This is a genomic window from Nocardia fusca NBRC 14340, assembly GCF_001618425.1.
Taxonomy (GTDB): Bacteria; Actinomycetota; Actinomycetes; order Mycobacteriales; family Mycobacteriaceae; genus Nocardia; species Nocardia fusca.
Window position 1 is genome coordinate 160,079 of the sequence record NZ_BDCU01000042.1, and the last position, 20,465, is coordinate 180,543.

Genomic DNA, 20,465 nt, shown 5'->3' on the forward strand with positions numbered 1-20,465 from the left:
GCCGGAGCGCGGTAGCAGCAGGTAATCGATTCGAGGAGGAATGATGCGGCTCAATCACCCGACCCGTGAAGAACTGATCCAGAACTTCGACGCCGAACTGGCCTCGGTGTGCAATGGGGGTGGGCTTCGTTCGGCGACCGGCCTGGACATGGAAACCGATGCGACATTATGGGCGATTGCCCGCGCGTACCCGAACGTCTCCGACGCGCTGGTGGCGGCAGCGAAGGAAGCCTTCGCCGGCCAGCTCGACGGTAGTAATGCCGGACGCCAACGGGAGGATTTGGCGCGTCGGATCGAGACGATGCGCCGTATCCGGGACGGCGAGTAACCGGCACACCCGCGTGGGCCGGGGAGTAGGAGCCCGGTCAGGTTCGTTGCTTCGCGGTGTCCACCAGCAATCGATGTAGCGCCGTGGCCGGTGTGCTTGCCCGGTCCGAGTGCAGCTCGACCTCGGTGAACGCTTCCACCAGCGCGGCGCCCGGGTCGAAGCGTGTGGTGGGCGAACATCCACTGAGCCGATCGCGCCAGTGCCGGTAACCGCTGACGATCCGGCCCAGCGGATCGCCGGCATGTTCGGGGCCGGCTATTCGCAGATATTCGGCGATCAGGGTGCGCTGGGCCAGCCGGTGTGCCGCGTGATCTCCGGCAGCGGACAAGGCGCGGCCGAGCTCACGAACCACCATCGCGTAGAGCGACCGGTCCATGGCGCCGGGAGCCGGCCGGCGGCCGCCGATCGCCCGTTCGATCGCCGCGGCACGCAGGCCGGGGTCGGTGGCCGCGGCCCGGTCGAGAACGATATGCGCTGCTCGGAGCTCCAGTTGATCAGCGTCGGAGATGGCCGCCCGCTCCAGGCGGGCAGGTAGCCCGTCCGCCGAGTCGGCGATCTCCAGGACACGCAGGTCGATGGTGCGGTGTTGTTCGAGTACCTGATCGACGGCGGCGGCTATCTCGCGTGCTGCGGGTTCGTCCAGCCCGGCGGTGTCGAATCCGCTGATCCGGAGTCCGTGCCGGGCGGCCAGCTCCTCGATGACGCGCATTGCGGCGGGGTCTGTGACGGTCGGCGGAGGCTGGACCGGCTCGTGGCGTGCCTTGGGCGACTTCGGTATAGCTGCGGCGGGCCGTTGCTCTTGCCTGCGGTCGTCTCGGCGGCCCGGTGGGTTGGTCCGGGGTGTGCCGCCCGGCTGATTCGGTGGGGTGTCCGCGGAGACACCGCGCTGCGGGGTCGGCGGAACGTCCCGAGGTGGGCCGCCCTGTTGGGGAGGTGCGGAGACGCGCGGGGTGGCGGCGGCCGGAGCACCGCGGCCTTCGGCGATCGGTTGAACGGTCGGCGCCGGCCCGGACCACGGAGAACGGGCTGTACCGCGGTCACCGGGTGCGGAGGGCGCGGCGCCGCGGCCGGTTTGCGCCGGTGGGGTTTCCGGGCGGGCGGGGTCATTCGCGGGCCGGGCGGGCGCCGACGGGCCGGTCGGGCTGTCACCCTCGTAGGGGTGGCCCGCTTCCGGCTGTGCGGGAGTACCGGTCGAGGGATCATTCGCCGCGCCCGCGGTCGGCGTTCCTGGTTCGGAAGTACTGGAACCCACCGGATCACCTGTCCCCGGCGCGGTTCCGGCCGGCACCGGTGCGCCCGGACCGGAATCGGGTACGCCGGCCAGTGCGGGAGTACGAGCAGCGGGGACCTCCCCGACAACCGGGATCCGGTCGGCCGACCGTAGTGCCCCCGACTCCGGGTGGGGGGACTGCAATCTCGCGGCATCGGCTCGCAAGCGCCGGCCGCCGTCGCTGTCCACTGTTTCGAACGCCGAAATCGACTGGTCGAGGATCGAACCCAGTTCGTGGAGGGCGCCGGCACTACTTTCCAATGCACTGACACCTTCCTCGGCGCCCGGCAGGTAGTACTCCGCGAACGCTTGACCCATCTCGTCATCGCCCCAGCTTGCGGCGGCTTCGGTCATTCCGGCGGCCGTGAGCGCGTCCTGTAGAGCGCGGGCTGTCCGGCCCGCGCTCTCCGCGATACTGCGCAGTTCATCGGTCAGGAGGCGCGCGGCGTCCGGATCGATATGAAACGACTCGCCCACATTCTCCTCCGCGCGGTTCACAGCTCACCCTCACGTCTCGAGCTGCCGGACAGCCTTGCTCGGCGACGACCAGGGAGCGCTTCGACCGGTATATTCTGCATGTCGCGGCGCGCCGATGCACCTTTTCGGCAACGATTTTCATCGATCGGCCGATCGTCGCTGCCGCTGATCGCCGCGCCACCGTCCGCACATCGGTCAGTCGGCACAGTCGGCTTCGACCGCCCCGGCGGTTTCGTGGCGGTGGGTGTTGAGGCCAACCCCACGGGTGACCCGTGTGTCGCTTGCCAGAGTGATGGGACCACTGGTTTGCCACGGGTATGGGACCGTGTTGTCTGGTCGCGGGCCGTGTGGGGATGGTGAGCCGGCACGCAAGCCTATTCTGCCAAGAGCGGAACGACGGAGGGTGCGTCGTTACCCAGCACGACCGGAGTACCGTATCGCTGGGGCGGCGTGCTTGCGTAGGGATTTCGAACGGCAGGACGATAATTCCCACGGGGCGCAGAGAATCCTCCGTCCGCTCCGGGGCTTGTGTGATGCGGGACGTGAGCCACAACCGGCATGGCCGGCTGAACAGGCGCTCATAACGGCATCTCGATACAGGGCTGTCCGTCCGAACGGCGATCGGACAGTCTCGATCACAGGAGACCGGTCAACTCGGCGGCTCCGTGTCGGAGGAACGCGATCAGGTCCGTGTTGTCCGCCGATACTCGGCCCGCGGCTCCCTGGACGCATAGTCCGCCGACCACCTCGGAGCCGGGTTCACGAACCGGAACTGCCACGGCCGCGCGGCCGATGCGGGACTCCTGGTTCTCGAAGGAGACCTCGGTGGCCAGTATGTGGGCGAGCTGGGATCGGAAAGCCAGTGGATCCACCACGGTGTGCGCGGTGACAGGTCGCAGGTCGAGGTGCTCCAGCAGGTCGGGGCGATAGGCGAGGAGCAGTTTGCCGACCGCGTGGGCGTGGGGATTGCGGCTGATCGTGGCTGGGGAGACGATTTCGTGGTCGGGGTCCGTGTCGACCATTCGTAGCGTGCCGCTGCGGAAGGAAGCCACGTAGAGGCCGTGCCGGGTTTCGGCGCGCAGGTCGTCCAGGATTTCTGCGACAGTCCGGGCGGGCTGGGTGGTTGCTGCCGCGTAGGCGAGTTCGGAGGTCCGGCGGCCGAGGGCGAAACCGGTGAGGTCGGGGGTGCGGACCAGGAAACCGTCGGCGACGAGGAGGTTGAGGATTCGGTAGGCCGTGGCCGGGGGGATCCGGGTGTAGGCGGAGATCTGTTTGGCCGAGACACCGGCGCCCAGGTGCGCCACCGCTTCGAGCATCGCCAGTGCGCGCTGTACCGCTTTGGGTTGCTGTCCCCCGAATTCGGTGCCCGCCGCGTCCTGGCGGGCGGGGTTTCGCTCGGCCACCATTGGTTACCGTCCGGTTGGGCTCAGCACGGGACGGCCGTGTTCGTCGGTGCTCAGCGAGGCGGCGCCGGGGAGCAGGTCGGCGGTTTCCACACTGTCGAAGACGCCGATCGCGTCGATACTGCCGGGCCGGTATCTGCGGAGCACGGCATACCAGAGAGGGCCGGAGATCCCCAGCGCGGCGCACCACGCCAGGTAGATCCATCCGCCCGAGCGGCCGGCATCCACGGCCGCGAACGCCAGGAGACCGCTTCCCGCGACCGCCGCGGCCAGGCCCGCCGCACGAGTCCCCGGAGTGTGCTCGCCGATACGGTGCAGAAAACGCAACGCCGCGAAGGCGACCAGGGTGTAGCCGAGCAGCAGCGTGATCTCGGTGACGGCGTCGAATGCTGGGGAACCGCCGTGGCCGGGAGTGTGCCACAGCGTGCCGAGGAACGAGATACCGACGAACAGCGCGACGCAGGCGTAGGGGGTGCGGAACCGGGGCTGCACCTTCTCGAACACGGCGGGGATGATGCGTTCCAGGCTCATCGAATACAGCAACCGCGACCCCGCCTGCGCGAAACCGAGGGTCGAGGCGATCCACGACGAACAGACGCCGATGTTCACCACGAGCACGAGCAGCGGGCTCGCACCCGAGGCGGTGCCGCCGAAGTACGCGTTGAGCAGGGTGCCCGCATGCCCTGTCATCCCGGCCCAGCCCGCGACGATGTAGAGCGTACCCACGAGCAGCGGCGTGCCGAGGACGGTTCGCGTCACCGTGCGCAACGGACGTTGCGCTTCGGGACCAAAGAACGCCGCGCTCTCGAAGCCCGCGAGGTTCAGTACGGTCTGCATCGACAGGAACACCAGGAGGCCGAACGGTAGGGAGGTCACCGTCAGGTCGAAGGCCGGCGGTTCGGGGGTCTGCAGGAGAAGGGCGAGAATCAACCCAACGGTGCACACCTCGATCAGCAGGATCAACCGGGTGGCGAACCGCACCCCGCGGATCGCGATCAGTGCGACGGCCACCGCGATGACCGCGCAGACGAGCGCGGCGGGAAACCGCGGGAGCCCGAACGATTCGCCCACCTGCGCGAGATCGGCGCCGGCGTTGGACAGTACCGAGATCGACACGCCGAGGTAGCCCACCAGCAAAGCCGCTCCCGCGGTCAGCGTCGCGCGCTTCCCGAGACCGTGGGCGACGAAGCTGTACAGCGAACCGGATGCCGCGAGCCGTACCGTGAACTGGCGGATGCACAGCGCGACCAGCGCCATCACCAGCACCGCGCCGATGACCGCTGCCAACCCGCGCACACCGTGCGATCCGGCCGCCGACATCCACAGCGCGGTGAACACCATGCAGGTGGCCGGCGCCATGGTCGACATCGATTGTCCGGCCAGGTCCAATGGTGTGAGTTGACTGCGGCCGAGGGCCCGCAGCGGCGAGTACACCGGTTCCACGGGTGGGTCGGCCACTGCGGCATGCCGGAGCGCGGCGTGCAGAGCGCTGGTGTTCATGGGCCACCTGAGGTGAGAAATCTACTTCGGGAACAGCAATCTACGAGGGCTGGATTGCATCGATGTTTCCCATGTGACAGGTAGGCGACCGCCGAGTGGGAATCGGTCGCGAAAATGGCCGCGCTATAGGCCTCCTGCTGTGACCGGCGCCACTTCTGCCGCGAGGTGATTGCCGCTGAGCAGGGCAAACCGCGGCGGTGCCGATTCCATTCGGTAAAGCGCGGCCGGTAATCCCGGGGAAGCGGTTCCGTCGCATCGGCTCCCCATACTTTGCTCACCGCCCGGGATGCCGGCGGTCGGGTAGAGGGAAGTGAGGGCGCCGATGTTGTGGGCAGCTCTGGCGGGTGCGGTGGGCACCGTCTTGGTGATCGCGGGGGTGCCGAAGGCGGGCGACCTCGCCCGGACGGAACGCAGTGTGCGGGGGTACCGGCTGCTGCCGGATCCACTGGTACCGGTTGTCGCCGCAGTATTGCCGTGGGTCGAGATCGTGCTCGGTGCCGCGCTGGTGCTCGGCCTCGTACCGCGCGCCACCGGTTCCGCCGCGGCGGCGTTGTTCGTCGTCTTCTTCCTCGCGCTCACGGTGAATCTGCTGCGTGGCCGCCGCGACCTGGATTGCGGATGTTTCGCGTTCGCCGCGAGCGAGGCGGAGATCGCGCAGATCGGATGGCGGCATGCGCTCCGGGCGGCTGGTCTGGCGGTAGCCGCGGTACTGGTCGCCGCGGCACCGGTGCCCACCGTTTTCGAACGCGCCGCAGGGGCTGGTATCGGCGTCTTCGCCGTCACGGTGGCGGCCGTCGGACTGTATGTGCGATCGGTGATGGCGTTCGGCCGCCGACCGGTCGACGACTACCTGACCCCGGCCGCCGTCCGGCTACGCGCCGTCTCGGCGTCCAGCCGCTACTGATCACTCGAAAAGGACAGATCCATGACCATTTTTCTTGTCACCATGGTCCTGCTACTCAGCGCGGCGGTCTGCGCCGAGCTGCTGATGATCCTCGGGCTCGCCCGCGAGATCGGCCGGGTGCAGGTGCGTCTCGGGCCGCTCGGCGCCCGGATGATGGACACCGGCCCGAAGGTGCAGCAGATCGGCCCCACCTTCCACGGCCTCACCGACCAGCTCGGCCGCAGCGTCAGCGTCGGCGGGCATCGCGAACGCCCGCAGCTGCTGCTGTTCACCGCGCCGAACTGTTCCACCTGCAAATCGCTGCTGCCCGGGATGAAAGCGATGGCCAAGGGTGAGGGCGATATCGATATCGTCCTGATCTCCGACGGCACCGAGCGCGAGCACGCCGATTTCCTCGCCGGCGCGGGGATCGGCGCCGAACTCAGCTACGTCGACGGGCGCGATGTCGGCATCGCCTACCAGGTGGGCACCACACCGTTCGGGGTGATGCTCGACGAGCACGGCAAGGTCCGAGCCAAAGGACTGTGCAATCACATGGCGCAGGTGGAGAGCCTGCTCAACGCCTTGGAGACGGATACGCCCTCGCTCCAGCACCTGCACGCCCGGGCCGCCGAACGCGGTGCCGCCTGATCGCCACCGGTCGCAACTCCGCCGCGGTCCGCGTACGGCCGGACGCAGGTGTAGCCCCTTCTTCGATTCCCGGAACGGAGTGCAGATGAACCAGAACAGTCATCCTCACGACCACGGAGGTACCGAACAGCGGTATCCGGTCGACGAGAACACGGTGGCCGAACAGGCCGAATGGATGGCCGGCCGCGGCGGCGGTTTCGTCAGCCGCGCGGGACGCCGGCTGTCCGAACGCACCTCACGGCGTTCGATGCTTTCCCGGATCGGCCGCTGGACGGTCGGGGCGTCCGGGGTCGCGGTGATCGGTGCGCTGCCCGTGTCGCGTGCGTCCGCCGCCCCCGACCCGGCGCCGGAACCGCAGGTACCTGAGTACGACGGCAGCAATCCCGCCGAATGCGACTACTGGCGCTGGTGCAATATGGACGGAACGTCCTGCGCCGCTTGTGAAGGCGGCGGCCTCACCACCTGCGCGCCGGGCTCGAAACCGGGCGCCGAATTCTGGGTCGGCTGTTGTACCAACCCGGCCGACGGCAAGACCTACCTCATCGCCTACTACGACTGCTGCGGCGCCCCGAGCTGCTCCAACGCCTTCTGCGGTGAGCCGGATATGCAGGCCACCATGTACAACCCGGTCAGCGGCAGCACCGATCAGGAGATCATCTGGTGCGTCTCCGATCAGTCGCAGGCCTACACCTGCACCATGGCGCCGATCATCGGCGCCGACTGCCAGGCCCGCCCCGCGGACCGGCCGAAGGTGGGGGCCGGATCATGACTTCGAACCGCCGCAGGGTCGCATTCGCCGCCGTACCGCTGGCCGCCCTGCTCACCGTCACCTCGTGCGGGTCGAACGACCCGGAATCGTCCACCGAGGTCACCTATCCCAGTGTCGAATTCGGCGACCCAGGGCCGGGGGTCGGCCTTGGTGAGCAGGACCAGGAGATCACCGGGCAGTTCCCCGAACCCTTGCACGTCGGGAAGATCAAGCCGATCGGCGCCGACCAGATCCTCGGCGTCGAAGGTGATTTCGGCAGTCTCGAGATGAAGGTCGACGCCATCGATCCGGCGACCGGGAAGATCACGGCCCGGGTCGTCGTGGGCCCGGGGATCTGGGACCCGGTCATCCACGGTTTCGTCGGGCAGACTCCGGACGATCCCGCGGTGCTGGCCGCCGAGGTCTGGCGGCCCCGCGGTTCCCGCGGCGACGCCGATTTCACCGTCAGCACCTACTCGGGCAACCTGCTCGAGCCCGCCGAGGTCGCACTTCCCGATGTGGCGCGGGTGCATTCGCGGCCGGGGTCCAATGCCGTCACCTCCGATGGCAAGTACTTCGTGACCTGGGACGACGGGCTCTACGGAATCCGGGTCGTCGATCTCGAATCCGGGCGAGAGAGCGGAGCCGTCCGCATTGTGGGCTGCGGGCCGTTCACCTGGATGGTCGGGCACGACCTCTACAGCGTCTGCGAGGAGACCCGCGAACTGCTGCATGTCGTGATCAACGACGCCGGTGTCCCGGAGGAGGCCGGCCGCGCGAAGGTGCTGCCCGAGGATTTCGTGAGCACCCGCAAGACCACCTTCGCCGCCGAGGCAAACAAGGCACTGCTGGTCAGCGAGAACGGCGATGTCTTCGTCTTCGATTTCACCGCCGGACTACCCACCGAACCGGTGAAACCGATCGGCAACGCCGGCGACCCGTCGGGCCGTTTCGCCGAGAACGTCATCAACGCCGACGGGACCCGGATCGCCATCGCCTACACCGACAGCATCGTGCACCCCGACTCCGCCCGCGGCGGATCGGTCGCCAAGGTGGTGGTGTACGACGCGGCGAACCTGAAACCGCTGCGCACCTACACACTCGCCGACGCCGGTATCACCGCCTACACGTCGATGGCCTACAGCGTGGACGGCACGAAGCTCTACGTCCTCGGGGATGCGCCGGAAGTCGACGGCGAGGCGCCGCAGCGGCTGGTCGGGTTCGATGTGGCCACCGGTAACCAGGTGAGCGCGGTGACGCTGGACGGCAATGTCGAACCGGTCGCCGGTCTGCTCACGCCCGAGGTGCTGAAATGACCTCCGCACTGCTGGGCCGGCGCCGGTTCCTGTCCCTCGCGGCGGCCGGCGCCGGCCTGGCGGGAATCGGCGCGCTCGGCGCCACGGGGTGTGGATCGTCGGCGGGCACCACCTTCGGGCCGACCCGGCTCGACTACATAAAACCCGGCGATCCCGAGATCGCGGCCGCTGAGGCCGCCCGTGCGTCGACCGGGAAAACCGCTTCATACGCTCTCGCCGCGGGTGCGGCGACTGTGGATCTCGGTGGGCGGCTGGTGAATACGTGGACATACGGGGCCGGGGCGGTCGCTCCGGAGTTGCGGCTCTCGGCCGGGGATACGCTCGCGGTGCGGGTCACCAACACGGTGCCGGCGGAGACCAGTATCCACTGGCACGGCATCCGGATCCGCAACGATATGGACGGGGTGCCGCCGGTCACCCAGAAACCCATCGCCGCGGGCGGCACCTTCGAGTACCGGTTCGTCGCGCCCGACCCGGGAACATACTGGTACCACTCGCATTCCGGGTTGCAGGCCGATCGCGGTCTCTTCGGCGCGCTGATCGTCGAGGACCCGGGCGATACGACGGGTGCCGATGCCGATGCCGTACTGGTTCTCGACGACTGGGTCGACGGGCTGGGCACCACCCCGGATGCGGTGATGGCCGCTCTCAACCCCGATCTGCACGGCGGTCATGCCGGTCACGGTGCCGCTGCCCCGGTGCAGGTGGGTGCCGGGGAGGCTGCGGTGGCGGCCTCGCTCACCGCGGCCGGGCACGGTGAATCGCCGGTGCTCGGCGGGATGGCCCAGCACATCGCCTATCCGCTGCATTTGATCAACGGCCGCCCTCCGAACGATCCCGCAGTGATTACGGCGGCCCCAGGTGCGCGATTGCGGTTGCGCATCATCAATGCCGGTGCGGAGACGCCCTACCGGTTCGCCGTCGCCGGACACCGGCTGACCGTGGTGGCGGTCGACGGGTTCGACGTGGTCCCGGCCGAGGCCGACACGATCCTGATCGGCATGGCCCAGCGCTACGACGTCCTGGTGACGGTCGCCTCCGGGGCGTGGCCGGTCGTGGCGGCGGTCGAAGGCCGCCCCGGCTACGCCTCGACCGTATTGCGCAGCTCGGACTCGGTTCCGCTCGCGGATCCCGATATCGGCGGCGTGATCCCGGAACTCCGCGGGCAACTGGTACCGGAAGGCGAACTGCGCCCCGCGCAGCACACGCGCCTACCGAACCGGCCACCCGACCGCGACTACGCGGTGGACCTGCTCCAGGCCGGCGACCGCTACGTCTGGGCGATGGCCGGCGCCGACGCGGGCGATCTGGTGATGAAACAGGGCGAGCGCGTCCGCATCACCATGCACAACCGGTCGACCATGTGGCACCCCATGCACACCCACGGGCATACATTCGCGATCCCCGATTACGGCGGTCTGCGCCGCGACACCGTCAACGTCCTGCCCGGCACCTCGCTGACGATCGAATTCGACGCCGACAACCCGGGGGAATGGATGTTCCACTGCCACAACGCCTATCACTTCGAAGCCGGAATGACGGCGAACCTGATGTACGTCCGATGAGAGGTATCGATGAAAAAGCTCCTGGTTCTGGCCGCCGCCGTATGCGCACTCTTTCCGCTGACGGCCTGCGGTGGTTCCGGTGGCGACAGCGCCCCCGTGACGGTGCAGGTGGCGAATATGAGCTACAGCCCCGCCTCGGTGACGATCGAGAAAGGCCAGACTGTCGAATGGATCTTCGACGACAACGGCCTTCCGCACGATGTGGTGGCCGACGACGGAGCGTTCGAGAGCGAACTGCTCACCGAAGGCAGTTTCAGCCACACCTTCACCGAAGCGGGCACCTTCACCTACCACTGCACCCCGCACCCGATGATGGTCGGCACCGTCGTGGTCGAGGGCTGAGTTTCCCGGCGGCCGTCCTGCTGCTGGTGTTCGCGGGCGCTTGTTCGGGTCCATCACAGCTCGACGCCGTCGTGCACATCAGCCAGATCCGATTCGAGCCGCAGGAGGTCCGGATCCCCGTCGGCGGCACCGTCGAATGGCGCTTCGACGACGGCCTCCTCCTGCACGACCTGCGCGCCGAGAGTGTCTTCGACAGCGGAATCCGCAGCGAGGACACCTTCCGGTTCACTTTCACCACACCCGGTGACGTGGCGTATCGCTGCTCCATCCACCCGACCATGTCCGGAACCGTGCACGTCGGCTGACGTGCGGCCACCCTCCAGGAGGTACACCATGACAACCCTGCTCGATCACGAAGCTCTGCCCGTCGATATGCCACAGATCCGGCCCGAACTCCAGCGATCGGTCGGACTCGGTTCCCGCATAGTCCTTCCCGCGGCCGCCGCCACGGCCGGTATCGCGACGGCATTCGTGGCCGCTCCTGGACAAGCCGCGGGCCTCACCGGCGCGGTCGTGGGCGCCGGCCTGATGACCGCCCTGGCCGCGAACTGGTCAACCTGCGGGATGTCCGTCGCGGGCGTGGTGGTCGCACCCAAACAACCGGGCCGCCGCGGCGCCTCCACACCGCTGCGACGCCTCGGCTGGCATGCCCTCGGCTCCGTGGCCACGGCGTCGATCACTGGCGCGCTGATCGGCGTGCTCGGCGGCTTCGCCCTCGGCCTCGTACCGCTCACACTGCTGATCGGTGCCTGGGCCGTCCTCGCCGCGGCCTACGGCCTGCACGAACTCGGGCTGCTCGCCCTGCCGACCCCGATGCGCCGCCGCCAGCTACCGCGGCACCTGCGACGCAGTATGGCGCCGTGGAAGGTATCGCTGCTGTTCGGCGCGATCATCGGGCCCGGCTTCCTCATCTACATCCGTTCGAGCGCGTACTATTTGCTGGTGCTGGGAGTCGCGGCCGTAGGGTCACCGACCCTCGGCGCGGCCCTGTTCGTGACGGTCGCCCTCGGCCGCTGCCTGCCGAGCGCCGCCGCCATCGCCTACACCCGACGCGGTGGCTCGATGCCCGGTTTCCTGTCACTGATGTGCCTGGTCGACCGCCGCGTGCAGGTGCTCACCGGTGCGGTGCTGGTAGGGCTCGGAGCTTTCGCCGCCGGGACGTTCTACTGAGATCTCCGGCTGTCGGAGCACAGCCGACCGGCTCGGCCGATGCCGATCGTCGTTCCGTCCGGGCGGCCGCACCCGATCTTACTGGGCGGTTGAACGCGGATCCCTCAGGGTGCGCACGTCTCGTTCAAGAACCGCGCCAGAGACCGGACTGCGGGCCTGTCCGGGCAAACCGGTGTCCACGGTGCAAATGTCCATGCGGTCCGGGCACTGGCCCGTAGATGCGAATCCCTGTTAACTTATTTCTCCAGTAGCACTTGGTGATGTTGTGCGGTATGGACTTTCGTTGTGTCGCTCGGTGAGGACCTGGCTGCGTGGGTGGCCGGGTTGGATGATCTGTTCGGGCTGGTTGCGGGGCGCTTCTATCGGGCGGAGCCGCGGTTGCGGGCGCGGATGTATGTGCGGGGACTGTTGGCGCCGTTGGCGGGGAAGAATGGCTGGACGCTTGCCGAAGCGGCCGGGGATCTGACGCCGGACGGGATGCAGCGGCCGCATCGGCGCAGGCCCTGGAGGTGGAAGCGCTGGCCGACCGTGCCCTGCAATGGCTGTCCACGCACTCCGGGTGGCTGCTGATTCTGGACAACGTCAACGACCCCGCCGATATCGCCGCAGTGCTGGCCCGGTCCGGCGCGGGCCGTGTCGTGATCACCAGTCGGCTTTCCTCCGGGTGGGCACCGGGCACATCGGTGGTGCGCCTGGATGTCCTGCAAGCGGACGAATCGCGGCGGCTGCTCACCGGCCTGATGACCGCGAACGGACCCCGCGATATCGACGGCGCGGCCGAATTGTGCGCCGTGCTGGGGCATCTGCCGCTGGCCATCGAGCAGGCCGGCGCGTACCTGGCGCAGAGCCCGCTCACCACACCGCGGGTTTATCTGCGGTTGCTCACCGACTATCCGGGCGACATGTACGGCCAGGCTGCGGTCGTAGCAGACCGCGAACGCACTATCGCCCGAATCTGGCGGGTGACCCTGAACCGCATCACCGAGACCCACCCCGCGGCCGCGGACCTGTTACGCGCATTGGCCTGGTACGGGCCCGACGCCATTCCCCTCGCGTTGTGTCAGCAGCCGGTCTCCCCACCTGTCCTCGATGCCGCGCTCGGTGTGCTCAACGCATACAGCATGATCCACTCGGATTCGGCCACCGCCACCGTGTCGGTCCACCGTCTAGTCCAAGGACTTGCCCGCACCCCTGATTCCTCGGACCCCCACCGCAGCCTCGAGGCGATCGAACACGCCTGCCAGTGTGCCGCCCTCACACTGCGTGACGCGCTACCCGATCGAGAAGACCTCGCCACCTGGCCGACATGGCGGACACTGCTGCCACATATCGAGGCCTTCGCCGCGCACATCGAAGGTGACACCACCACCACGGCGGCGATCCTCAACACCACTGCACTGTTCCTCGACAGCCAAGGCATGTCGTCGCGCGCTATCGCACACCATCGCCGCGTACTCGCCCACCGTGAACAGGAACTGGGCCCCGAGCACCTCGACACCTTGGTCTCCCGCAGCAACCTCGCAACCACCTGCCGCCGCGCCGGAGCACTGGCCTTACGGCCACAGGACCTGGACCTGGACCCGGTGCAATCGGTGATCCTGCTCCGAGAAAAAGGCGGCACGCAGCTGTGGCAACCCATCTCACCGACCCTCATGCAAGCCCTGTGCCGCCACACCGAACAACGCGGTGCCCTCGCGTCCGGTCCACTGCTGCGCGCGCGAAACGGCAACCCGATCACCCGCCGCCGCTACAACCACCTGTTCGAACGACTCGGCAAACACCTCCCGTGGGTGCTCACCCACGGCATCTCGATCCACTGGTTGCGGCACACCGCCACCACCTGGGTCGAGCGCCACTACGGCACCGCCGTCGCCCGGGAATTCGCCCGCCACAGCCAGACAGGTGGGGGCGTGACCGGCATCTACACCACCGCCACCATCAGCGAAGTGGCCACCGCCGTCGCGCACCTCACCGGGGAACCCCACCCACTGGCCACCGAGGTGTCCGATCATCGGGGTCCTTCACGGAGTCCGGCCCAGCGAGATTAGAAGATCTGCGATGGTCGCCGCCGAAATGTCTGGGTGCGAGTTCCGGCCTCAGCATGTCGGTGGCCACAACGCGGGGCATCCCCCGGCTCGGCGGGAGGGACGCCCCGAGTTGGCGAACGCCGTCGACATCCCCGTGGAGACCGCCCATCGTGTCGCCGCCGGGGGGTGTGAAGATCTGGTGTTCGTCGAGGTGCAGACCGGTACCTATTTCGGTGAAGATGACATCATCCGACTCGACGACGACTACGGCCGAGAGAACTGACTGGCTGGTAGAGCCCTCTCCGAGAAGGGTAGTCTCCGGGGCGACCCGGCGTGCCGGGGTGAGGTGAAGGAGTCTTCACGAGATGGCTGGCCGCCTGTTGTCCGTCGCGGAATGCGAACGCCTGTGGCAGGCATGGACTCCCGCCGAAGCCGCCGAACGGCTCTCGGGCACCCCGCCGTGTTGGTATGTCGCCGCCGGGTGGGCGCTGGACCTGTTCGTTGGCGGTCTCGGACGGGTACACTCCGATCTCGAAATCGGGGTGCCGCAGGAGCGGTTCGGTGAGATCCTGGAGGCGTTTCCCGGCTTCGAATGGGACGTCGTCGGCGACGGGTACGCCTGGCCGTTTCCCGAGGAAGCGGACAGTCAGCACCAGACATGGCTGCGTGAGCCGGCGACCGGGCTGTATCGGCATCGGGGCGGTTGCCGTACTGCATGTAGTTCTCCAGGGAGACGTGCGCGGTGGACATGGCGACGTGATCGACCGACACACGCTTGCCGTTCACGTCGGCGATGCCCTGTTGCATGACTGTGGCCCATACCCGGCGCGTGTGGAAAGGGGTGCACACGCCGATGAGCGAGGAGATATCGCGGCCGTGGTCGGCGAGCATCTGGACGGAGAAGGCAGCGTTCTGTCCCGTGTTGGCGGCTTTGGGTTCCTCGATGATCTGCCGGGGGTCGAGTTTCATCTTCTCCGCGGCCAGCCGGAATTTGGCTGCTTCGCCGTTGCTTCCGGAGAACACGACAGGGACATCGCCGAGCCCGCGGTCGCGGACCAGGTTCGCGATTACCGAGGCGCCGCCGATGTCTTTGCTACCGAAGAAGATGATTCCTCCGTAGTTCCGTGCTGGATCGATCTCCCATTTCGGGTCGCGGCGCAGGTAATCCCATAGTTTTCCCAGGTCCGACATCGCCCGGTCGGTATCCACACCGCGATCGTGGAGTTCCCGGAACCATGCGGTGTAGGCGTCTTCCCGGCGCCCGCCGTAGACCTGATCGTTGCCGATCAACGCGCGGGCGGACGTATCGATCGGTATCGCAGCGCCACGTTCCGCACGGACGAACATGCCGGCCGATGCCCGGGTGTTGCTGATCAATCCCCGCTCTTTGCCAACCGCGTCCGAGATACCGGTGGTCAAGGCGCGTACAACTCGACCGGCAGCGTCTCGAGCGATCCCCGCCGGGCCGTTCGCATCCGGCAGATCTGGGCCGCGCATCCATCCTCTTGAAACTCATGATCCGAAAGCGACGCGCAGGACCTTGTCCGCTGTCAGCCCGCTGAGGTTAGTCCCGACCCTTAGTTCTCTGCATCTGCTGGAACTCTCGGATCTGGGCACCTACCCCACACACATACGCCTCCATCGCGTGCGCCGTCTCGGGCCTCGTTTCCAGGCGGGGCACCGCCCTCGCGGAAATGTTCATAAATTGATTGTTTCTTGAACACTCGAGCCGAAACGGGCTCGGGCACGGGAATGCCCAGGTCGCCCGAAATCAGCGACTGTTCAAAAAACGTGTCGCAAAGTCTGGCTGTTCAATAACGTGAGAGCGCCCTTTTATGTACGATTGTCGGGTGACGGACACCAATGCGCTCGAACCGCTCTCCCTCGACGGTGATGCCCTGGACCCGATCGGCGGGGGAGGGGCACTGATCGGGTACGCCCGCGTCTCCACCCGGGACCAGAACCTCGACCGGCAAACTCGGGCACTGAAGGCGGCCGGGTGCAAGAAGGTGTTCGCCGACAAGAAATCAGGGAAGGACGCCGAGCGTGAACAGCTCTCGGCGTGCCTGGACTACATGCGCGCCGGCGACACTCTCGTGGTCGCGTCGCTGGATCGGCTCGGCCGCAGCCTGCAGGACCTGATCTCGATCGTGGCCGACCTGCGCCGCCGCGGTATCGGGTTCCGGTCCCTGCACGAAGCCCTCGACACCACCACCCCCGGCGGGCGGTTGGTGTTCCATGTCTTCGCTGCCCTGGCCGAGTTCATCCGCGAACTGATCGTCGACGGCACCCACGAAGGCCTCGCCGCCGCTCGGGCCCGCGGGCAGCGCCTCGGCCGGCCACCGGCCATGAGCGAGGAACAGGTCCGGCAGGCCCGCGCGCTGCTGACCCGGCCGGATGAGTCGGTGTCCTCGATCGCGCGGCTGCTGGGGATCTCGCGGACCACGCTGTACAAGTACGTTCCCGAACTCACTGATAAACGGAAGTTGATCCCATGACCATCCGTACGGGGAGGGTCATTCGTCGCGGGTTTCTCTCGGGTTGAAGGTGCGGCGTGCGTGGTCGGGGTAGCCCGGGGCGTCCGGGTCGTATTCGGTGCCGGCCAAGTCGTCGCTGAACTTGCCTCCGAATCCGGGGACGGGGCCGGGGGCGTCGCGGTTGCGGGTGCGTTCCCAGGCGTCGAATTGCGCGTTGTAGGCGGCCATCTCTTCCTCGGACATGACCTCTTCGCCTGCGGCGCGTATCTCGTCGGGGGTGCGGAAACTCTTTCCGGCTATCCATTTGGGCACGTGATCACTCTCTTTCTATTTCTCGACCATCCGGATCACGGTCCGGCCCGTGACCGGATCGACGAAACGTTCTGTCACCGTGAACGGGGTACCGGATCGGAAGAGGACTTCCATCTCCTCCGGAGACTTCGACAGCCCCGAGACGTCCTTGCCGGTCTTGCTGATGATCTGCATCTCCACGTTACTGACCTCCGGCCACAGCGAGTTCGCGCCCGCCGGGTTCTTGGACGTGGATGTGAACGCGGCTTCGGTCACCTCGGCGCCTTTCTGGTACTGAGCCAGTACTTCGGGAGGCAAGTTCGTGTGCCGGGTCAGCGGTCCCTCATAATTCGGCAGCTTGCCCAAGGCTTGGTTGAGCGCGTCTATTCGGGCCTGTTGGGCGGGGTCAGGACCAGCCTGAATCGCCCCGGCGAGTCCGGAGACTTACTGGTGTGACAGCTCAGCAGTGTGCTGGGCTGGTCGTCGACTGTAGTAGGCCGCCTCCATCTCGGCCGGTGGGATGTCACCGCAACGCTGGTAGAGGCGGCGGTGGTTGAACCAGTCGACCCATTCAGCGGTGGCGAACTCGACCTGGTCAGCGCTGCGCCAGGGTCCTCGTGGTTTGATCACCTCGGTCTTGTAGAGACCGTTGATCGTCTCGGCCAAGGCATTGTCGTAGCTGGATCCGACCGCCCCGACCGAGGGCTGTATGCCGGCTTCGGCCAGTCTTTCGGCCAACGCGATGGATGTGTACTGAGATCCCCTATCCGTGTGGTGGACCACGTCTTTCACGTCCCAGCCGGCGCGTTCGCGGGTCCAGATGGCGTGTTCGATAGCGTCCAGCACCAACGCCGTGGTCATCGACGTCGACGTGCGCCATCCGATGATCCGGCGGGCATAGGCATCGACCACGAACGCCACATACACCCATCCGGTCCACGTCGACACATAGGTGATGTCGGCGACCCACAGCAGATTCGGTGCCGCGGGTGCGAACCGGCGACTCACCAGGTCAGCAGGCCTCTCACAGAGCGGATCGGCGATGGTCGTGCGCTTGATCCGGCCACGCACCGCTCCCCGCAGACCGAGTTCACCCATCAAGCGTTCGACAGTGCACCGAGCCACCGCGATACCTTCCCGGTTCAGCGCCAGCCACACTTTCCGGGCCCCGTAGACAGCGAAGTTCTCGCGATGCACCCGCGTGATCTGGGTTTTCAGCTGCCGGTCACGGACCTGTCGACTACTCGGGTGCCGGTTGCGGTGCTCGTAATAGGTCGATGGGGCGATCCCGACACCGAGCTCGGTGAGCGCGGCGCAGATCGACTCGACACCCCATCGCAGGCCACCGGTTTCCCGCCGGCCCTGGTGCTCGCTGATGTATTCGACGATCAGCGTCCGGGCCGGTCCAGCTCGGCCGCGAAGAAAGCCGACGCAGACTTCAAGATCGCGTTGGCGCGTTTGAGCTCCGCGTTTTCCCGGCGCAGTCGTTTGACCTCCGCCGATTCCTCCGAGGTGACCCCCGCGCGATCCCCGGTCTCGACCTGGGCTTGGCGGACCCATTTACGCACCGTCTCGGTCGTCCCGATCCCGAGCAACTCGGCGACCGCACCGATCGCGGCCCATTCCGAGTCGTGCTGATCCCGGATCTCGGCGACCATCCGCACGGCTCGCTCACGCAGCTCTTGCGGGTACTTCTTCGAACTCACAGACTTCATCCTCGCTCAAGAGACGAAGCCTCCCGACATGCCGGGGCGATTCAGCCAGTGGGTTGCGTAACGCCTGGTTGATGTCTTTGAACCCCATGCCGGTGTAGCTGTTGATGGCGATGTGGTCGTCTTCGGTGAGCACGGCCTTCGTCGGTGCAGGTTTTTCGGTGCCGGCCTTCTTCGGTTTCAGCGCTGCCAGTTGCTTCAGCGTCGGCTGGTGGTTGGTGGCCTGGTGGGTCGTTTTGACTCCTTTGGCCAGCTTCATGGATTTGAACGCGGTGATCAGGTTGCGGATCGGGCCCGCGAACTTGCGCACCGCGTTGGTGGCGCGCGCCGCGGCCACCGCCGCCCCGAATCCTGCAGTGACTACCGACAGACCGACGCCGATCAGGACCTCGGTGCCGATATCCTTGGCCAGTTCGACAAGCTGGTCTTTCAGCTTGGTCCGCATGTCTTCCAGGCCGGCCCGGTGGTCCTCGGCAGCGGCCGCGATCTCGCCCATCATGCCGGCGATATCGGTTGCTGCAGCCGCCATCGCGCGCAAGTCTTCGTCGATGAAAACTGCTTCCGAGGTGGTCACGGTAGCGAACATGCCGGCGAGCTGATCCAATTCGGCAGCGAAACCGGCGACCGCGGGATCGGCAGCCATCTCCGACCAGATCCGGTGCGCATTACCGAGTTTTCCGGTGTCGCCGTCGGGGATGACGATCCCGATCTCGTCGAGCAGGTCTATCGCAGCCGATAAACCCTCGGTGACCAGCCCTTGCCCGGGCCCGCCGGCCGAAGGCAGTGGCGGCCGTTTCGACAGCGCGATTTCCTCGGGGTCGGGCGGCCGAACCGGCTCCGGCCAGGGAATGGTCATCGAAGCGTGATCGGCCTTCGCATGGTTATAGCCCATCTCAGTGACCAGGACCGCATATCCGCGGGCGGCCTCGGCCAGCAGCTCAGCGGTGTCGATCGCCTCGGCAGCGCGGGCATCGTAATCCGTGGCCCAAGTCTTGGCGTCGTCGTAGCTGCCGGTCATCTCCGCGCAGTCGGCCAGCGCCTGCCAGCGGGTATCGACCGCCTTACCTAACGCGACCGCGGCGCGGCCGAGTCTGGCGGCGACTTCGTAGTAGGTGTGTGTGTCGACGTCGATAACGTCGCTCACTGCCCGCCCTCCGGCGCGGGCCCGCGACCCAGCATGTAGACATTCGTCGCCACAGCGTTGGTGTAGTTGGTGTGCGCGGTTTTCGCCGCCTCCTGCATCCGCAGCAGACCGTCTTTCATGTCCTGCACACCGGCGACCCATTCGGTGTGGGCGGTGTCGTAGGCGGTGGCGGCATCACCGGACCAGCCCGCGCGCAGCGTCGCGTCGCGGCCGTCGATCTGCTGTAGGGAGTCCTCCACGAACCCGATCAGATTGCCCAACCGGGTGGCAGCCGCCTCCAGTTCGGTCAGGTCGACCGCATATCCTTCGTTGCTCAACGTTGATTCCCTCAGAGCCGTAGCGAACTGGGCGCAGTGGCTGCCGCGGTGGCAGCAACCGTGCCGGACAGATCCGTGTCCGTGCCCTCGAAGTCCAGCCCGTTCACCCCGAGCAACTCGGCCATGTCGCCGAGGGCTTCCAGCACTTCCAGTGCACCAGTTCGTGCTTCGTCCCAGCCGCCGGCGTAGGCGGTCGCGGCAGTAGAGCGCCATGTACCCAGTAGGTGCTCCATATTCGAGTCCACGTCTTTCACGGCGTTGATCAGCGTGGTCGCCATCGACGAGAAGAATTGGGCGGCATCAGCCATCGCGCCCGGGTCCACCGTGATCGGTTCCCCTGTCGTACTCACTCTTCGCCTCCACACTCGTCACGGCCCATACGGTCACCGATCCTCACAAATAAACCGACGCACCGCCCACCTGGCCGGTTCCACCACACATGAGAGACGACAGCAAAATGTCAGTCGGGCGCGACAGGAAAGTGTCAGTTGGCTCTGCCCCGCGATAGCCTGCGTGGATCAGCCGCCTGATGAGCAGTGACGCAGGTACTCGGCGTTGCAGACCTCCCGCAGCGCCTTCGTCCCGCCCGGCTGTGCGAACTTCGGCAGGGCGTATACGACTTCCGGGCCTTGTGGACCCAACATCGCTGGTGGCGGGCAGCCGGGAAGACCTCGACGAGTGCCTTCCACAGGCCCATCGCACCGTCCCGTCGCCGACGACCAGCTCAGGGTCTCGCATGCCGCGCCTGCGGCAGTCGCGTAGCAGATCGGCCCACGACCCGGCCGACTCGCGCAGCCCCTCGGCCAGGGCGATCAGCTCCTTGGTGCCGCCCAGGCGCACTCCA

The 20,465-nt window shown here is 67.1% G+C and carries 22 protein-coding genes and 2 pseudogenes; 13 read left to right on the forward strand and 11 right to left on the reverse strand.

Translation table 11 applies throughout. From position 1 onward, the window contains the following. The first annotated feature begins 40 nt into the window (after positions 1 to 40). Entirely contained in the window at positions 41 to 328 is a 288-nt protein-coding gene (locus NF4_RS27285) for a hypothetical protein (RefSeq protein WP_232330668.1), read from the forward strand. Between the two features lie 37 nt (positions 329 to 365). Here NF4_RS27285 and NF4_RS27290 read toward each other — a convergent pair whose 3' ends face one another. From NF4_RS27290 to NF4_RS27300, 3 genes are all read right to left on the reverse strand, one after another. Beyond that, positions 366 to 2,075, reverse strand: a complete 1,710-nt coding sequence (locus NF4_RS27290) for a hypothetical protein (RefSeq protein ID WP_157120637.1) — start codon at positions 2,073 to 2,075, stop codon at positions 366 to 368. 635 nt (positions 2,076 to 2,710) lie between these two features. Continuing rightward, positions 2,711 to 3,481 (reverse strand): IclR family transcriptional regulator, encoded by a 771-nt coding sequence (locus NF4_RS27295; RefSeq protein WP_063130260.1) that lies wholly within the window; start codon positions 3,479 to 3,481, stop codon positions 2,711 to 2,713. Between the two features lie 3 nt (positions 3,482 to 3,484). Further along, positions 3,485 to 4,978, reverse strand: a complete 1,494-nt coding sequence (locus NF4_RS27300; RefSeq protein WP_063130261.1) for an APC family permease — start codon at positions 4,976 to 4,978, stop codon at positions 3,485 to 3,487. Positions 4,979 to 5,300: 322 nt separating this feature from the next. Between NF4_RS27300 and NF4_RS27305 the strand changes: the two genes are divergently transcribed. The 11 genes and pseudogenes from NF4_RS27305 to NF4_RS27350 all read left to right on the forward strand — a co-directional run bounded on the left by NF4_RS27305 (position 5,301) and on the right by NF4_RS27350 (position 13,963). Continuing rightward, positions 5,301 to 5,882, forward strand: coding sequence for a MauE/DoxX family redox-associated membrane protein (locus NF4_RS27305; protein WP_063130262.1), 582 nt, complete (start codon positions 5,301 to 5,303; stop codon positions 5,880 to 5,882). A gap of 21 nt (positions 5,883 to 5,903) precedes the next feature. Next, on the forward strand, positions 5,904 to 6,512 hold the full coding sequence (locus NF4_RS27310; RefSeq protein ID WP_063130263.1) for a thioredoxin domain-containing protein: 609 nt from the start codon (positions 5,904 to 5,906) through the stop codon (positions 6,510 to 6,512). Between the two features lie 85 nt (positions 6,513 to 6,597). Further along, positions 6,598 to 7,281, forward strand: a complete 684-nt coding sequence (locus tag NF4_RS27315; RefSeq protein WP_063130264.1) for a methylamine dehydrogenase light chain — start codon at positions 6,598 to 6,600, stop codon at positions 7,279 to 7,281. Then, the gene (locus NF4_RS27320) at positions 7,278 to 8,576 is read left to right on the forward strand and encodes a hypothetical protein (protein ID WP_063130265.1); all 1,299 of its coding nucleotides are present in this window, start codon (positions 7,278 to 7,280) and stop codon (positions 8,574 to 8,576) included. Before NF4_RS27315 ends, NF4_RS27320 begins: the two co-directional genes overlap by 4 nt. After that, a complete protein-coding gene (locus NF4_RS27325; protein ID WP_063130266.1) occupies positions 8,573 to 10,141 on the forward strand; it encodes a multicopper oxidase family protein in 1,569 nt (522 codons plus the stop codon). Before NF4_RS27320 ends, NF4_RS27325 begins: the two co-directional genes overlap by 4 nt. A 9-nt stretch (positions 10,142 to 10,150) precedes the next feature. Continuing rightward, positions 10,151 to 10,483 (forward strand): cupredoxin domain-containing protein, encoded by a 333-nt coding sequence (locus NF4_RS27330; RefSeq protein WP_063130267.1) that lies wholly within the window; start codon positions 10,151 to 10,153, stop codon positions 10,481 to 10,483. A 26-nt stretch (positions 10,484 to 10,509) separates the two neighbouring features. Then, complete coding sequence (locus NF4_RS27335; RefSeq protein WP_232330669.1) at positions 10,510 to 10,788, forward strand: cupredoxin domain-containing protein; 279 nt, start codon at positions 10,510 to 10,512, stop codon at positions 10,786 to 10,788. Positions 10,789 to 10,816: 28 nt separating this feature from the next. After that, complete coding sequence (locus tag NF4_RS27340) at positions 10,817 to 11,653, forward strand: hypothetical protein (protein ID WP_063130268.1); 837 nt, start codon at positions 10,817 to 10,819, stop codon at positions 11,651 to 11,653. 303 nt (positions 11,654 to 11,956) lie between these two features. After that, positions 11,957 to 12,160: pseudogene (locus NF4_RS39525) on the forward strand (IS701 family transposase); the annotation flags it as partial. 2 nt (positions 12,161 to 12,162) lie between these two features. Then, complete coding sequence (locus NF4_RS38130; protein ID WP_063130269.1) at positions 12,163 to 13,701, forward strand: tyrosine-type recombinase/integrase; 1,539 nt, start codon at positions 12,163 to 12,165, stop codon at positions 13,699 to 13,701. Positions 13,702 to 13,711: 10 nt separating this feature from the next. After that, positions 13,712 to 13,963: a cupin domain-containing protein gene (locus tag NF4_RS27350; RefSeq protein WP_063130270.1), complete on the forward strand. Its 252-nt coding sequence runs from the start codon at positions 13,712 to 13,714 to the stop codon at positions 13,961 to 13,963. Here the strand turns inward: NF4_RS27350 and NF4_RS36975 are convergent. Further along, a complete protein-coding gene (locus NF4_RS36975) occupies positions 13,945 to 15,099 on the reverse strand; it encodes a YdcF family protein (protein ID WP_198165502.1) in 1,155 nt (384 codons plus the stop codon). The genes NF4_RS27350 and NF4_RS36975 overlap by 19 nt on opposite strands. A gap of 431 nt (positions 15,100 to 15,530) precedes the next feature. Here NF4_RS36975 and NF4_RS27360 point away from each other — a divergent pair, with 431 nt between their 5' ends. Then, on the forward strand, positions 15,531 to 16,178 hold the full coding sequence (locus NF4_RS27360; RefSeq protein WP_369690953.1) for a recombinase family protein: 648 nt from the start codon (positions 15,531 to 15,533) through the stop codon (positions 16,176 to 16,178). 18 nt (positions 16,179 to 16,196) lie between these two features. Here the strand turns inward: NF4_RS27360 and NF4_RS27365 are convergent, their stop codons facing one another. The 7 genes and pseudogenes from NF4_RS27365 to NF4_RS39530 all read right to left on the reverse strand — a co-directional run. Further along, positions 16,197 to 16,469 carry a hypothetical protein gene (locus NF4_RS27365; RefSeq protein WP_063130272.1) on the reverse strand — a complete coding sequence of 91 codons (273 nt, stop codon included), beginning with the start codon at positions 16,467 to 16,469 and terminating at the stop codon, positions 16,197 to 16,199. 15 nt (positions 16,470 to 16,484) lie between these two features. Continuing rightward, positions 16,485 to 16,814 (reverse strand): ADP-ribosyltransferase, encoded by a 330-nt coding sequence (locus NF4_RS38830; protein ID WP_063130273.1) that lies wholly within the window; start codon positions 16,812 to 16,814, stop codon positions 16,485 to 16,487. Positions 16,815 to 16,892: 78 nt separating this feature from the next. Continuing rightward, a protein-coding gene (locus NF4_RS27375) for an IS3 family transposase (RefSeq protein WP_157120639.1) occupies positions 16,893 to 18,163 on the reverse strand; the annotation gives its coding sequence in 2 pieces (ribosomal slippage) (positions 16,893 to 17,875 and positions 17,875 to 18,163; 1,272 coding nt in all). After that, entirely contained in the window at positions 18,120 to 19,304 is a 1,185-nt protein-coding gene (locus NF4_RS27385; RefSeq protein WP_063130275.1) for a hypothetical protein, read from the reverse strand. Before NF4_RS27385 ends, NF4_RS27375 begins: the two co-directional genes overlap by 44 nt. Beyond that, positions 19,301 to 19,621 carry a WXG100 family type VII secretion target gene (locus NF4_RS38835; RefSeq protein WP_063130276.1) on the reverse strand — a complete coding sequence of 107 codons (321 nt, stop codon included), beginning with the start codon at positions 19,619 to 19,621 and terminating at the stop codon, positions 19,301 to 19,303. Before NF4_RS38835 ends, NF4_RS27385 begins: the two co-directional genes overlap by 4 nt. Before the next feature lie 11 nt (positions 19,622 to 19,632). Further along, entirely contained in the window at positions 19,633 to 19,971 is a 339-nt protein-coding gene (locus tag NF4_RS27395) for a WXG100 family type VII secretion target (RefSeq protein ID WP_084533508.1), read from the reverse strand. A 198-nt stretch (positions 19,972 to 20,169) separates the two neighbouring features. Further along, positions 20,170 to 20,465 (reverse strand): annotated as a pseudogene (locus tag NF4_RS39530) (transposase); the annotation flags it as partial.

Excerpts from the sequence above, each read along its gene's own strand:
- NF4_RS27285 (WP_232330668.1), top strand. The coding sequence starts at position 41 with ATGATGCGGCTCAATCACCCGACCCGTGAAGAACTGATCCAGAACTTC.
- NF4_RS27295 (WP_063130260.1), bottom strand. The coding sequence starts at position 3,481 with ATGGTGGCCGAGCGAAACCCCGCCCGCCAGGACGCGGCGGGCACCGAA.
- NF4_RS27300 (WP_063130261.1), bottom strand. The coding sequence starts at position 4,978 with ATGAACACCAGCGCTCTGCACGCCGCGCTCCGGCATGCCGCAGTGGCC.
- NF4_RS27305 (WP_063130262.1), top strand. The coding sequence starts at position 5,301 with ATGTTGTGGGCAGCTCTGGCGGGTGCGGTGGGCACCGTCTTGGTGATC.
- NF4_RS27310 (WP_063130263.1), top strand. The coding sequence starts at position 5,904 with ATGACCATTTTTCTTGTCACCATGGTCCTGCTACTCAGCGCGGCGGTC.
- NF4_RS27315 (WP_063130264.1), top strand. The coding sequence starts at position 6,598 with ATGAACCAGAACAGTCATCCTCACGACCACGGAGGTACCGAACAGCGG.
- NF4_RS27320 (WP_063130265.1), top strand. The coding sequence starts at position 7,278 with ATGACTTCGAACCGCCGCAGGGTCGCATTCGCCGCCGTACCGCTGGCC.
- NF4_RS27325 (WP_063130266.1), top strand. The coding sequence starts at position 8,573 with ATGACCTCCGCACTGCTGGGCCGGCGCCGGTTCCTGTCCCTCGCGGCG.
- NF4_RS27330 (WP_063130267.1), top strand. The coding sequence starts at position 10,151 with ATGAAAAAGCTCCTGGTTCTGGCCGCCGCCGTATGCGCACTCTTTCCG.
- NF4_RS27340 (WP_063130268.1), top strand. The coding sequence starts at position 10,817 with ATGACAACCCTGCTCGATCACGAAGCTCTGCCCGTCGATATGCCACAG.
- NF4_RS27350 (WP_063130270.1), top strand. The coding sequence starts at position 13,712 with ATGGTCGCCGCCGAAATGTCTGGGTGCGAGTTCCGGCCTCAGCATGTC.